Source organism: Comamonas sp. 17RB (assembly GCF_030056555.1).
GTDB lineage: Bacteria > Pseudomonadota > Gammaproteobacteria > Burkholderiales > Burkholderiaceae_C > Comamonas > Comamonas terrigena.
On sequence record NZ_JASHHY010000001.1, the window covers coordinates 601,894 to 615,587 of the forward strand.

13 protein-coding genes are annotated in these 13,694 nt (G+C 65.2%); 9 read left to right on the forward strand and 4 right to left on the reverse strand.

Annotated features, from left to right (window positions below; genetic code table 11):
- The first annotated feature begins 162 nt into the window (after positions 1 to 162).
- Entirely contained in the window at positions 163 to 750 is a 588-nt protein-coding gene (locus QM470_RS02560; RefSeq protein WP_283338038.1) for a dihydrofolate reductase family protein, read from the forward strand.
- 195 nt (positions 751 to 945) lie between these two features.
- Positions 946 to 1,446 (forward strand): hypothetical protein, encoded by a 501-nt coding sequence (locus QM470_RS02565; RefSeq protein ID WP_283338039.1) that lies wholly within the window; start codon positions 946 to 948, stop codon positions 1,444 to 1,446.
- Between the two features lie 350 nt (positions 1,447 to 1,796).
- Here QM470_RS02565 and QM470_RS02570 read toward each other — a convergent pair whose 3' ends face one another.
- The 3 genes from QM470_RS02570 to pdxR all read right to left on the reverse strand — a co-directional run bounded on the left by QM470_RS02570 (position 1,797) and on the right by pdxR (position 5,013).
- Positions 1,797 to 2,369, reverse strand: coding sequence for an HNH endonuclease (locus tag QM470_RS02570; RefSeq protein WP_283338040.1), 573 nt, complete (start codon positions 2,367 to 2,369; stop codon positions 1,797 to 1,799).
- Between the two features lie 500 nt (positions 2,370 to 2,869).
- The gene (locus QM470_RS02575; RefSeq protein ID WP_283338041.1) at positions 2,870 to 3,202 is read right to left on the reverse strand and encodes a DUF2834 domain-containing protein; all 333 of its coding nucleotides are present in this window, start codon (positions 3,200 to 3,202) and stop codon (positions 2,870 to 2,872) included.
- A 296-nt stretch (positions 3,203 to 3,498) separates the two neighbouring features.
- Positions 3,499 to 5,013, reverse strand: a complete 1,515-nt coding sequence (pdxR, locus tag QM470_RS02580) for a MocR-like pyridoxine biosynthesis transcription factor PdxR (RefSeq protein WP_283338042.1) — start codon at positions 5,011 to 5,013, stop codon at positions 3,499 to 3,501.
- 113 nt (positions 5,014 to 5,126) lie between these two features.
- Between pdxR and QM470_RS02585 the strand changes: the two genes are divergently transcribed.
- The 7 genes from QM470_RS02585 to QM470_RS02615 all read left to right on the forward strand — a co-directional run bounded on the left by QM470_RS02585 (position 5,127) and on the right by QM470_RS02615 (position 12,404).
- Positions 5,127 to 5,759 carry an FMN-binding negative transcriptional regulator gene (locus tag QM470_RS02585; RefSeq protein ID WP_283338043.1) on the forward strand — a complete coding sequence of 211 codons (633 nt, stop codon included), beginning with the start codon at positions 5,127 to 5,129 and terminating at the stop codon, positions 5,757 to 5,759.
- A 72-nt stretch (positions 5,760 to 5,831) separates the two neighbouring features.
- A complete protein-coding gene (locus QM470_RS02590) occupies positions 5,832 to 6,206 on the forward strand; it encodes an antibiotic biosynthesis monooxygenase family protein (protein WP_283338044.1) in 375 nt (124 codons plus the stop codon).
- A gap of 9 nt (positions 6,207 to 6,215) precedes the next feature.
- On the forward strand, positions 6,216 to 6,833 hold the full coding sequence (locus QM470_RS02595; protein ID WP_283338045.1) for a LysE family translocator: 618 nt from the start codon (positions 6,216 to 6,218) through the stop codon (positions 6,831 to 6,833).
- A 159-nt stretch (positions 6,834 to 6,992) separates the two neighbouring features.
- Positions 6,993 to 7,505, forward strand: coding sequence for a sigma-70 family RNA polymerase sigma factor (locus QM470_RS02600; protein ID WP_283338046.1), 513 nt, complete (start codon positions 6,993 to 6,995; stop codon positions 7,503 to 7,505).
- A gap of 4 nt (positions 7,506 to 7,509) precedes the next feature.
- Positions 7,510 to 8,532, forward strand: a complete 1,023-nt coding sequence (locus QM470_RS02605; protein ID WP_283338047.1) for a FecR domain-containing protein — start codon at positions 7,510 to 7,512, stop codon at positions 8,530 to 8,532.
- A 117-nt stretch (positions 8,533 to 8,649) separates the two neighbouring features.
- Positions 8,650 to 11,193, forward strand: a complete 2,544-nt coding sequence (locus tag QM470_RS02610) for a TonB-dependent siderophore receptor (RefSeq protein ID WP_283338048.1) — start codon at positions 8,650 to 8,652, stop codon at positions 11,191 to 11,193.
- An 11-nt stretch (positions 11,194 to 11,204) separates the two neighbouring features.
- Positions 11,205 to 12,404 (forward strand): PepSY-associated TM helix domain-containing protein, encoded by a 1,200-nt coding sequence (locus QM470_RS02615; RefSeq protein ID WP_283338049.1) that lies wholly within the window; start codon positions 11,205 to 11,207, stop codon positions 12,402 to 12,404.
- A 238-nt stretch (positions 12,405 to 12,642) separates the two neighbouring features.
- On the opposite strand, the gene QM470_RS02620 is transcribed toward QM470_RS02615, so the two are convergent.
- Entirely contained in the window at positions 12,643 to 13,578 is a 936-nt protein-coding gene (locus tag QM470_RS02620) for a LysR family transcriptional regulator (protein WP_283338050.1), read from the reverse strand.
- Positions 13,579 to 13,694: the final 116 nt, after the last annotated feature.

The following is a 13,694-nucleotide window of genomic DNA, read 5'->3' on the forward strand; positions in this document are numbered from 1 at the left end:
GGCATGGCGTATGCGCTGAGTGAAGCCCCCCACAGGCCTTTGCGGGAACCTCCGGAAGGTTGGCGCAGCAAGTTCGAGGCTTGGTATCCGGCTGTGAAAAAAGAGGCGCTGCGGGACGCTGCCCGCAGGCTCTGAACGCAACCGCTGCCTACAATTTGGTGGATGAAGACCACCTACTACACCGCCACCAGCCTGGACGGCTTTCTGGCCACCGAGGACGACTCCCTGGACTGGCTGTTCTCCCTGGGCGAGCTGAATGAGTCCAGCTATCCGGAATTCATCTCCGGCGTCGGGGCCCTGGTCATGGGCTCCGCCACTTATGAATGGATGCTGCGCAATGCTGACAAGGTGGCAGCCGAAACAGGTTCTCCATGGCCCTACACCCAGCCCACCTGGGTGTTCACCAGCCGCATCCTGCCCGCCATCGACGGGGCCAACATTCAATTCGCCAGCGGCGATGTGCGCACCGTCCACGCAGCCATGCGCGCGGCAGCGGGCGCTCGGAACCTGTGGATTGTGGGCGGCGGCGACCTGGCCGGCCAGTTCTTTGATGCCGGGCTGCTGGATGAAATCATCGTGCAGATCGGCTCGGCCACCCTTGGCAAGGGCAAGCCGTTGTTCCCCCGGCAGGCTCTTTACCCCGCGCTCAAGCTGATGTCCGTGCAGCAGATGGGAAGCGGCATGGCGGAGTTGCGTTACCGGGTCCAGAACCCTGTGCAGAACGACCCGGCTCCGGGCATCCCCGCCTAAAAGATTTCGCCGGGCTGCACCGCGGCGCCACAGCGCGCGGATCGCCAGCCTGCGCTCTTGCGCGGACTCGAATACGACCACCACGGTGTCTGTTTTCCAGATAGTCCAGCAGCTTATGGCATGCCTTCGTGCTTTCCGTCAGAGGCGGAAGTTCATGCAGAGATGTCGTCTCCATCCCGACCGAGGAATTTGCCCATGCTCATCGACTTGCTAAATGCACCCCTGCTCGGTCACTGGGACATCGATGGTTCGAAAAACCAGTGCGAGTTTCAGTGTGGGGAGCGATTGATTTATGTAGAGCATCTCAAGGAGACAAGCCATGTACCCGCTCTACAGGCTGCTCAGTTAATCATTCAGCAAGTCTGGGATGACTCTCAGCATGCCATCGCCTTTGCCGAGCCGTGGTTTCGGGCAAAGCATCCTGCGTTTTGGAATGCTTGGGACAAGGCCACAACACCCCAGCACCCGCTGCGGGTGTATTCAATTAGCTTCCCTGCAGGAGATAGCGCTCCGAACTACTGGATCGCACGTGACCCGGGCTATAGCTTCGAATGCGTCATGCATGACGAGCATAACCTCTGGCAGCAGGAAGGGCTGAGAAGCAAGTTGCCTTATTTTCCCGATTCGGACGCAGTGGTGGTCAGTCGCTTAGGTGAACAGCAGTTTGCGCTGAGCGAACCTGCGTATTCCGGTTGAATTGACCACCTGTGCCGGTTTCGCTTGACTAGGCTGCTGGTTATGACCGGCCGAGTTCTGCCAAGAGCAGCCGCCGAGTGAGCTTCATGACGCCCTCTCATTCGTGCCGGAACTGATGCCATACACCAGTGCATATTAGGCTTCAAACCGCGAGCCCTTGAACTCAGTCTCGCGGATTTTCAACAAACATCGGACCAAGAACGCTGGAAAAATCAGAGGTACGATGAACGCTCCGGGCGTGACTCAAATGGCGACGACATTGAGCTTAATTCTGAGCCTCTGTGGCATAAAAGCGAATCGCTGAAGGAATAAAAAAGCGCAGTTTTTGACTATCCTTCTTGACCGCCTATTTAGAGCGCTTTGTATGCATCGGCAACCGCGATATTAATCTTTGTAGCAAGAGGCTGCGATTCACGCATAATTGACTGCACTCGCTCTAGATTATTTTGATGCTCAGCCCACACATCGAAACCGACAATCGCTGCAAAATCCATTTTTGTTGGAGCCTTGATATTTTCATATGCCTCCAGACGCTTGATTCTCTTTGGGACATCTTGGATATTACGTGTAGTGGGCGACATTTTTGCAGTGCTTAGCATCCATGTTTTCCAATCCCTGTTCCCTTTGGATTGATTACATTTTCCACAAGATGGAACAAGATTGTGGATTTCTGAAATGTAGCCCGTTGGTTTCTTGTCTTTGACGAGCGGGCGGAGGTGATCCCACTCCGAGGCCACACCGCCACAGTATGCGCACTGAAATGTTTCAGGTGTCATCCCAAGTATTTCCAATGCCTGCTTTACCTCTTCCGCACTGGGTGGTACAACCGGAATTATCGAGTTGATGAATGCGTTCGTAATACTCGAAGAGCGCCCCGTGATTTTTATTGGGGTTGGCATACGGAACAGTGACAAATATTTCATGGGACCGGGATCTATGCTTGAAATAACCGACGCGCTTTAGCGTCTCTAATTTTATTTATCAGATATGAATCTCAGGCGCTAACTATACGACTCAAATAGATCCACAAAATTCACAATTATATGATTCCATGCCTATTACGCTATTGAAAATAGAACATAAAATCCTTCATAAAACCGTTACCTGCTTGGGGCACTACTCACTCTGGGCCATAGGTTGATTTGCACGAAATGTAACAGAGTCGACCTAGCTGGCTGCTTTAGGGCGCTTGCCCACGAAGTCTGCTGCGGGTCGGCTGCTGTCAAGGGGCAGTACAAGCATGCCGTTCAACCCGGAGCAGAACGCCGGTCAAAGATGCCCCGGGACCTCATGCAAGCAAATTGCTACCGCGCCAATCCCCGAACTGACGCATGCTGGTGCCACGACCTGAAAGCCTGCCCGAAGCCAGATTGCAACAACCGCAGTTCGCCCATGCACCGTCCGTGGACGCCAAGCGCCGCCATCACGCCACACCCGCGCGCAGCCTGCCCGCTGCCAGATACCGCTCCCGCAGCAGCAGGAACAGCGGTAATGCCAGCGAAGGCCCGACGGCCAGGCAGCACAGCGGCAGCCACCACCGGGGGATGGCCAGCCTTCGCCCTTCCACCACCACGAACACGGCGACTGCAATGCCCGAAACCAACACATCCGCCCAGGCAAACGCAGCGATGGGGCTGGCGCTGGCCTGTTGCAGCAGCAGCGGCAGATCCAGGCCGTGCGCGGCCAGCCAGGGCACGAACTGCGAAAGGGGCAAGGCTGCGCCCGCCAGGCAAAGAAGGAGGTAGAGGGGTTGCATAGGGCTTTCTGTGTGGGCCTGACCGCGCCGGACTGTTGACCGTACCGGAGCGCTTGCGGCGTGGATGCGATGCACCCAGGTGCCCGACCATGGTAGCCAGCCCGCCGCCAAGGCCTGTGATCTGCATCACCCCACATGGCCCCCATCACCCCATCCCCTCTTCAACGCGCGCACTGCGTTCTGCCATGGCCTGCCCCGCCGCATGCGCGTCCATGGGCTTGCGGCCATTACGGCCAGTGCATGCAAAGGCTGTGCGGCAACGGCTGCGCAGTACGTGCTGCGCGGGCGCAGAGCGCTCACCGGCCTTGGTGGGGCTGGATGCGCACCACGGCCTCGGCCAGGCGCTGAATGCCTTCCGCGATGGTGTCCGGCTCCAGCAAGGCATAGCCCATCACCAGTCCGGCGGCAGGGTTCGCCCGGCGCTCGTCCGTGCCCGGGAGATACAGCGGGCTGATGGGGTAGACACGGACACCGGATGCGCGCGCGGCGTCCACCAGCGCCGGCTCCATGGCCGCAGGCACGTCCTTGAACCACACCACCAGGTGCAGGCCGCTGGCAGCGCCCTGCACCGTGACCTGCGGGCCCAGATGGCGCTCCAACGCCTGCACCAGGGCATGCTGCCGTGCCTGTTGCAGGCGCCGGATGCGGCGCACATGCCGGTCGTAGCTGCCGTCCTCCAGGATCCGCGCCAAGGCACGCTGCATGCCGGTGGCACCGTGCCGGTCGCTCACGCGCCTGGCAGCCGCAAAGGTCTCGGCCAGCGCCGGCGGCAGCACCATATAGCCCAGCCGCAACTGCGGCGACAACGTCTTGGAGAAGGTGCCGACGTGGATCACACAGCCGTACGCGTCCAGCGACTGCAGGGTGGCCTCGGGGCGCACGGTGTAGCGGTACTCGCTGTCGTAGTCGTCCTCGATGATCCAGGCATGGTGCCGGGCCGCCCAGTCCAGCAGCTGCCGGCGGCGTGCCATAGGCAAGAAGGCGCCCAGCGGGAACTGGTGGGTGGGCGTCACATAGGCCAGCTTCGCGTCGCCCGCTGCGGCCAGCCGCTGCGTGACCAGCCCCTGCGCATCGATGGGGGCAGACCACAGCCGGGCCCCGTAGGCTTCGAATGCGTGGTGGGCCATCCGGTACCCCGGGTTCTCCACGATCACCGGGTCACCGGGATTGATGAGCAGGCGCGCGCACAGATCCAATGCCTGCTGCGAGCCGTTGACGATGAGGATCTGCTCCACCGCGCAGGTCAGCCCCCGGGACTGGCTGAGGTGCTTTTGCAGCGCACGGCGCAGTTCCAGGTTGCCGCGCGGGTCTTCGTACTCCAGCCTCGGCATGCGCTGGCGTTCCACGGCACGCAGGGCCTTCATCCAGGTCGATGTCGGGAAATCGCGGCCCGCCAGCGGCCCGTAGACAAAATCGATCTCTGCAGGCTGCGTGGGCCAGGGATCTGCCAGCTGCAAGGCCTGCATGTGCTGGCCGATGCGCGAGAGTCTTCCGGCCAGCCCGCCCGCCGCCGTGGCGGTGACCGTTGCGGCGGATGTGGCGGCGGCACGTGTCCGCCTGGGCGGGGCCGGAGCCGCAGCACCGGCGGCCACCCGGCTTGCGGCCCCTGCACGGCTGTCAATCAACCCGTCGGCGGCCATCTGCTCGTACACCAGGGTCACGGTCGCCCGCGACAGCCCGCGCTCCGCGGCCAGCGCCCGGGTGGAGGGCAGCACCGTCCCCGCGGCGTAGGTGCCGTCCGCGATGCGTGCGCGAAATTCCTCGTAGAGGGCCCGGCTCAGTCCGGTCCGTCGCTCGTTGTGCATGGCCATGGCGGTCAACTGGTCTGGTTGAATTGCTCCAAACTGGCTATTTTCCACCAGCCGCAATGGCGGCACAGTGGTGGCTTCGCGGGCGCTGCCCGCTGCACACGCCATCAAGCGCCATGTACCTTCCCACGCAATTCACCGAGCCTCGAACCGAGGAGCTTCACCGCATCGTGCGCGACAACGCTCTGGGCATGCTGGTGACCCACACCGCCAGCGGCCTGGAGGCGAACCACCTGCCCTTTCTGCTGGACACCAGTGGCGGCGGCGCCGGTGTGCTGCTGGCCCATGTGGCGCGGGCCAACCCGCTCTGGCAGGAGGTTTGCGACGATGAGCAGGTGCTGGTGGTGTTTCGGGGGGGGCAAGGCTATATCTCCCCCAACTGGTATCCCGGCAAGCAGGAAACCCACCGGCGCGTGCCCACATGGAACTACGAGGTGGTGCATGCCCACGGCACCATCCACGTCCGCGATGACGAGAAGTTCGTGCGGGGAGTGGTTGGCCGCCTGACGCGGCAGCACGAGGCCGACCAGCCCGTGCCCTGGAAGATGGGGGACGCACCTTCGGACTACATGGCCCAGCAGTTGCAGCACATCGTGGGCATCGAAATCCGGCTGAGCCGGCTGGAATGCAAGCGCAAGCTCAACCAGCACCACCAGGTGCAGGACCGTGAAGGCGCCATCCGGGGGCTGGAATCCGTGGGCAACCATGGCCTGGCGCAGGCCATGCAAAACACCGCGCCCCAGCCATGAGGGCCCTGCACCTGCCTGACCCGCCTGGTGGCGGCCTGGGCCGCCGCGCCCATGCACCGGACGGAGGGTGAGATGTACAGCGCCACCTTCACCTTCGCCCCGGGCGACTACGACGACGCGTTCCACCGGCTCGACGCCATCATCGCCGACGTGGCCAGGGGTATCCCGGGCTATCTGGGTGAGGAAGCGTGGGAGAACCCTGCGGCAGGCCTGGTCTCCACGGTCTACTACTGGGAGAGCCTGGAAGCCTTGCAGCAGCTCATGCAGCACCCCGCCCACCTGGCCGCCAAGCAGCGGCAGGCGCAGTGGATCAAGGGCTACCACGTCGTCATCGCCCAGGTGCTTCGCGCCCACGGTGATGGCGGCATTGCCCACCCGCTTTCAGGGGCAGCTGTGGCAGTTGAAGCAGCTGGGACAGCTCCCGCAGCCCCCTCACACCATCCTTGATCATCCTCCATGTCGTTGCTTGCTTTTCTCTTTGCCGCCCTGGTGCTGGCCATCACGCCGGGCCCGGGCATTGCCTATGTCGTCGCCCGCACCGTGGCCGGCGGCCGCCCGGAAGGGATGGCCTCCTGCCTGGGCACCGCGCTGGGCGGCCTGGTCCATGTGCTGGCCGCCGCGTTGGGCCTGTCGCTGCTCATCGCGCAATCCGCGTGGACCTTCACCCTGGTGAAGTACGTGGGCGCCGCCTACCTGGTCTATCTGGGCGTGCGCATGCTGGTGCGCCGCAGCCCGGTGGATGCGCTGCCCACGGTCCAGGCACAGGGCGCACGGCGCGCCTTCCGTGAAGGCATTCTGGTCGAGGCCCTCAACGTCAAGACAGCCCTGTTCTTTCTGGCGTTCCTGCCACAGTTCACAACGACCGGCTCGCCGCTGGCGCTGCAACTGGTGCTGCTGGGGAGCATGTGTGTGGCCTTGAACACCCTGGTGGATGTGCTGGCGGTGTTCGGTGCTGCCCGTCTGCTGGCCTCCAGCACGGCACGGGCTGCGCGCGCCCGGCTGTTGAACCGCCTGGCAGGCGGGACCATGGTCTTGCTGGGCATCGTGCTGGCCACTGCCCGCCGCAGCAGTTGAAAGGGGCGCGCCCCCGGGGCATGCCTCCCCACCGCCTGAAATGCCCCGGGTTGCCGAGGGTGCCGGGGCCCGGGCCATGGCCCTTTGGCTTGCGAACACCGGACTGACGGTTTAAAATGAGATTAATTCTCATTTATAACCCATTGCTTTCCTGCCCCGATGCCTGCCCAGGATCCCCCATTCGCTGATGACCTGTCCGGCCTGTATGCCGAACACAGCACATGGCTCCAAGGCTGGCTGCGCAGGCGCATGGGCGATACGTTTGCGGCGGCCGATCTGGCGCAGGACACGTTCCTGAGCCTGCTGGACCGCAAGACCGCGGCCGAGCAGATCCGGGAGCCACGCCCTTTTCTGGCGACGGTGGCCAACCGGCTGCTGGCCCACCGCCACCGCCGGCAGCTGCTGGAAACCGCCTACCTCGAAGCCATTGCCTGCCTGCCCGAGGAAACCGCCCCGTCGCCGGAGACCCAGCTGATGGCGGTGCAGAGCCTGCAGGAAATCGACCGCGTGCTGGACGGCCTGCCCCCCAAGGTGCGCGAAGCCTTTTTGCTGGCACACCTGGCCGAGCTGAGCTATGCCGAGATCGCGCAGCGCCTGGAAGTCTCCGCCAGCTCCGTCAAGCAGTACCTGACCCGGGCCAACCGCGAATGCCTGTTCGCCATGGCGTTCTGACACCGTGGCCGCGCACAGCGATACCCTGACCTTGCCCGGCGGGCAGGTGATCAGCCGGGCCACGGCAGACGCCGCCGCGGACTGGCTCACCCTGCTGATGTCCGGCGAGGCCAGTGCGGAGCAGCAAAAGCAGTGGAGCCAGTGGCGCAAGGCGCATGCCGATCATGAAGCCGCCTGGCAGCATGTGGAGTCCGTCACCGGGCGCATGAAGTCGTTTGGTCCCCAACCGGCGTACACGACCCTGTCCTCCTATGGCACAGGTGGCCGCCCTGCTTCCGCGGCCCGCCGGCGGGCCGTGCAGGTGCTGCTGTGGGGCGGTCTGGCCACCGGCACCGGGCTGCTGGCGTCCCGTACCAACACCTGGCATGCCAGGCTGGCCGATTGCCGCAGTGCCACCGGCGAACAGCGCCGCTTTGCGCTGGAGGACGGCACGCAGCTGCTGCTCAACACCGGCAGTGCGGTGAACCTGCGCTTCAATGCCAGCGAACGCCGCATCCTGCTGGTGGAAGGCGAAATCATGGTCGCCACCCGCCACGGGCCGGGCGTGCCCGCCGATCCCCGGCCGCTGTGGGTGGAGACGGCCGAAGGCAGCATCCGTTCGCTGGGCACCCGCTTCACCGTGCGCCAGCACCCCGAGCACACCGAGCACACCGACGTGGCGGTGCAGGAAAGCGCCGTGGAGATTGCGCCCTGGGGCGCCCCCGGCCAGGCGCGCGTGCTGCACGCGGGCGAGCAGACCCGGTTCAGCCGCGACGCCATCGACACCCCCGGTACGGCCGGTGAACAGACCGCTGCCTGGACGCGGGGCCAGTTGCTGGCGGACGAACAGCGCCTGGGCGACTTCCTGGCCGAGCTGGGCCGCTACCGGCCGGGCATGCTGCGGGTCGATCCGCAGGTGGCGGATCTGCGCCTGTCCGGCGTCTTCCCCCTGGCGGACACCGACCGCATCCTGGCCACCCTGCCCAGCGTGCTGCCGGTGCGCGTGCAGTGGCGCACCCGGTACTGGGTGACGGTGGTGGCGGCGTAGCGGGCCCGCTGCATTATTTTTCAATTATTTTTGCGCACGGACTGCCCGATCCACTGTCTCGCGGCACCTACCTCATGAGGGACCGGAATTTCCAGAGGTCCCATCCAGAGGAACACCATGTCGAATTTGCAACGCACCCGCTCTGTGGAGCGTCCCCAGCCATCTCCCGTCGCGCTCGCCATCCTGGCACTGGCCCTGGGCTTCATGGGCGGTGCGCCATCGCTCGCACGCGCACAGAGCGCTGCGCAGGCCGCCGGCGCCACCGTCGCCGACTTCCGCATCCCCGCCGGCCCCCTGGCCCCGGCGCTGCGCGAGCTGGCCAGCACGGCCAACATCATCCTGAGCTTCACCGCGCAGCAAAGCGACGGCAAGCACACGGCCGGTGTCAGCGGGCGCCAGTCTGTCGCCAGTGCCCTGGCCGTGCTGCTGCACGGCACCGGCCTGCGCGCCGTGCAACTGGACAACGGTGCCTTTGTGCTGCGCGCCGACAGCCCTTCCGCAGCCGCTGCCCCGGCGGCCGGCGCGGGCGCTGCCGCCACCCTGCCCGCAGTCACCGTGACCGGCGCTGCGGCGGCCAGCGGCACCACCGAAGGCACGCACTCCTACACCACAGGCAGCATGAGCACGGCCACCCGGCTCAACCTGTCCATCCGCGATACGCCGCAGGCCGTCACCGTCATCACCCGTGAACGCATCCAGGACCAGGGCCTGGCCACCGTGAACGATGTGGTGCAGACTGCACCGGGTCTGACCTTCCGCCGCTTCGGGCCGGAGCGCGCCTCCTTCTATGCGCGCGGCATGTATGTCGACAACATCATGTACGACGGACTGCCGGTCAGCCTGGACAGCTCCAACCTGTCGCAGGACCTGCTGGCCACCGACATGGCCATCTACGACCGGGTGGAAATCGTGCGCGGCGCCACCGGCCTGTCCCAGGGCGCGGGCAACCCCTCGGCCGCCATCAACCTGGTGCGCAAGCGCCCAACCAAGGTGCCGCAGGTGTCCGTGGCCGTGAACGCCGGCAGTTGGGACCGCTACCGCACGGAGCTGGATGCCTCGGGCCCGCTGTCGGAAGACGGCAGCCTGCGCGGCCGCACCGTCATCGCCACCCAGGACTACGGCAGCTACAAGCGCGGCGAAAGCAGCAAGGGCCAGACGCTGTACGGCATTCTGGAAAAAGACCTGGGCGCCGCCACCACCCTCACCTTCAGCGCCTTGCACCAGGAAAGTAGGCTCCAGGGCAACGGCTTCACCGGCCTGCCGGTGGCCCGCGATGGCAGCGACCTGGGACTGTCCCGCTCCACCTCCTACGCCAACGACTGGGAGCACTGGAACAAGACCACCAATTCGGCCTTCGTAGGGCTAGACCACCGCTTCGACAACGACTGGCGGGTGCACCTGTCGGCCTATTACGCCCAGGCCGAAGTGGACATGCAGGGCCACTACCTCAGCCACAACGTCACCACCGGCACCTACAGCCAGCTGGGGGCGCGCAACGCCCACGAGGAAAAGCAGGCCAGCGTCAACCTGTATGCCAACGGCCCCTTCCAGCTGCTGGGCCGCAAGCATGAGCTGGTGCTGGGTGCCAGCTACCGGAACATCGACTTTGACGGCAACAGCCGCCAGGGCCTGGCGCTCAACAGCAACCTGAACCTGTACAGCTTCAACCCCAGCGCCGTGGCCAACCCCCACATCCCCCTGCGCGACTGGATGGACGCCAAGATCACCCAGCAAAGCATCTACGCCACCACGCGCCTGAACCTGGCCGACCGGCTGAAGCTGATCCTGGGCGGGCGGCTGGACTGGTTCGACTACAAGGACACCGTCAACACCTACCCGAACTTTGCTGCCAACACGCCTTCCGTCAGCGTCCACAACCGCTACAGCGTGGACACCCACCTGACGAAGTACGCCGGCCTGGTGTTCGATCTGAACGACCAGCATGCCCTCTACGCCAGCTACACCGACATCTTCAAGCCCCAGAACTACCTGGACGCCAGCAGCAAGCTGCTGGACCCCGTGGTGGGCCGCAACTACGAAATCGGTCTGAAGGGCGAGTACTTTGACGGCGCGCTGAATGCGTCGGCCGCCGTGTTCCGCATGGACCAGAAGAACCGCGCCTTCCGCAGCACGGACCAGACCCAGTGCGGCGGCTACCCCACCGTCACCTGCTATTCGGCCGCGGGCGAGGTCCGCAGCGAAGGTGTGGAGCTGGAGCTGCAAGGCGCCATCACGCCGAACTGGCAGGTGGGCGCCGGCTACACGGTGGCCATTGCGCGCTACCGCAAGGATGCGACCGCCAGCAATGTGGGTGCGCTGTTTGACACCGACACGCCGCGGCACCTGTTCAAGCTGTCCACCATGTACCGCCTGCCCGGTGACCTGCAGCGCTGGCGCATCGGAGGCTCGGTCTACCGCCAGGGCTTCATCTACAACAAGGGCACCACCAGCGGCGTGCCCTTCAACATCACGCAGAAGGCCTACGCCGTGGCCGACCTGGTGGTGGGCTGGCAGGCCACGCCCCAGCTGGATCTGCGGCTCAACATCAACAACCTCTTCGACCAGAAGTACTACAACGCGCTGTCCGGCAGCGCCAGCTTCCCCAGCAACGTCTATGGTGAGCCGCGCAACGTGATGCTGTCCGCGCGCTACCAGTTTTGAAGCGCGGCAGCATGCGCGGCGCACTGGTGGTGCTGCACCGCTGGTGCGGCCTGTTCATTGCCGGGTTCCTGTTCGTCGCCGGCCTGACCGGCGCCGTGATCGCCTGGGACCACGAGCTGGACGAATGGGTCAACCCCCAGCTGTTCCAGGCCGCCTCCGGCGTGACGCAGACCCCGCTGGCGCCGCTGGAGCTGGCGCGCCGGGCCGAAGCGGCCGACCCGCGCCTGCGGGTCAGCTTTGTGCCGCTGGCGCTGGAGCCCGGCCACACGGCCATGCTGGGCGTGGCCGCGCGCATCGACCCCGCAACCGGCGCGCCCTACCCGCTCGGCTTCAACCAGCTGGCCATGGACCCTGCCACCGGCCTGGCCCAGGGCTGGCGGCAGTGGGGGCGCATCTCGCTGTCGCGCGAGCACCTGCTGCCCTTCCTCTACAAGCTGCACTACACCATGCACATCCCCAAAGCCTGGGACATTGAATGGGGCGTGTGGCTGATGGGGGTGGTGTCGGCGGTGTGGATCGTCGACTGCCTGGTGGCGCTGTGGATCTCGTTCCCCCATGCACGCAGCTGGCGCAAGTCGTTCGCTTTCCGGCTGCGCCAGGGCGGCGCCAAGCTGAACTTCGACCTGCACCGCTCCGGCGGCGTGTGGGTCTGGGGGCTGCTGCTGATGCTGGCCGTGACCTCGGTGTCGCTGAACCTGGGCAACCAGGTGATGCGCCCGCTGGTGTCGGTGTTCTCGCCGCTGACGCCCCCCCCCTTCCAGATGCGCGCAGGCAGCCGCGAACGGGAACGGGCCGATCCGCTGCTGAACCGGGAACAGGCCATTGCCGCGGCCGAAGCCGAAGGCCGCCGCCGCGGCTGGAGCGCGCCCGCAGGCTCCCTGTTCTATGCCCAGCGCTTCGGCATCTACGGCGTGGCCTTCTTCACGCCGGACAATGACCGGGATGACAACGGCATGGGCAACGAGGTGCTCTACCTGGACGGGGATACCGGCGCCATCGTCGGCGACAAGGTGCCCGGCCACGGCAGTGCGGGCGATGTCTTCATGCAGGCCCAGCTGCCCCTGCACTCCGGCCGCATCCTGGGCACACCGGGGCGCGTGGCGATGTCGGCCATGGGCGTGCTGGTGGCCATGCTCAGCGTGACCGGCGTGGTGATCTGGGTGCGCAAGCGCCGGGCCCGCAGAGCGGCCGAGTGGGCCGCGCAAGCGTAGGCTCGCAGGGCACCCCCCTGCACGACAGCCCCGGCCGGCCCGCCACCAACGCAGACCGGCCGGGTGCGGTCATACCCGCTGCCACTGCCCCGGGCTGCGTTCAGCTCCGGGCCTCCAGACACGGCGGCGCCCGCAGCACACGGCCAGTGTTGTGGCGACATGACTGCACGACTGCATGACTGCAAGCGGAAGGCGCGGCGCAGCGGTGTGAGTTTCATGCGACACCGGCGAGAAGCAACTACGTCCGTGCGGCCGCAGTGGCGCGCAGGCTCTCCATCAACAGTTCGCTCGCCTGCGTGCGTGCGCGCCCGCGCAGCGTGATGATGCCCACATGGGGCAGCTCAATCGGCACCTTGAGCTTGAGGATGCGAACCAGCCCCTGGTGCTCGAAATGTTCGGCGACGCTGCGCGCCAGAAAGCCGATCGCCGGCCGCTGCTGCATGCCCGACAGCGTGACCAGAAACGACGAGGTTTCGATGATGTCCGCGGGAGGCTCGAGAAAGTGCTTGTGGAACATCTGCGCGAGCTTGGAGCGCGACGAGGCCCAGGGCGGCGGTACGACCCAGGGCAGCTCGGCGAGCATGGCCCAGCTCGGCTGGGCGGTGTGCGCGAGCGGGTGATCGGGACTCACGACGATGCACATCTGCTCGTCGTAGAGCGATTCGGTTTCGAGGTCGGGTGATGCATAGCCGGGCTCGAGCCGGCCGACGATGAGATCCAGCTCGCCCACGCGCAGCCGCGGCAACAGCCGCGTCAGATCGCCTTCCTCGACCATGACGGTGGTCAAGCGCGAACGCTGCTTGAGCCGCAGTATCGCCGGCATCAGCAGGCTGGGCAGTGCGACAACCATCGCGCCCACACTGGTGCGACCCACGCCGCCGCTTTCGGCCGCGCTGATCTCGTCGCGCGTGCGCTGGTAGTCGGCCAGCACCGAGCGCGCGAAGCGCACCACGCTACGGCCATGGGCCGTGGGCTCGGTGCCGCGCGTCGAGCGCACGAACAACTGCAGCTCGAACATCTTCTCGATTTCCGCCAGCATCTTGGAGACAGCGGGCTGGGTGATCGACAGGAATTCGGAAACGCGTCCGATGTGGCGGAACTCGTCGAGCGCGACCAGCAATTGCAGGTGGCGCAGCTTCAGGTTGGAGCGAAGAACGCGGTCGATCTGGCTCATGGTGTAGGGCGTCGGCGGCTGCGGTTATTCATAACTGTTTAATTATGAAGCCAGTCTGCTATTTCATTGGATAGCAATCTTCATCTCTCGAATAATCGGTTGAACGGATTCCATAA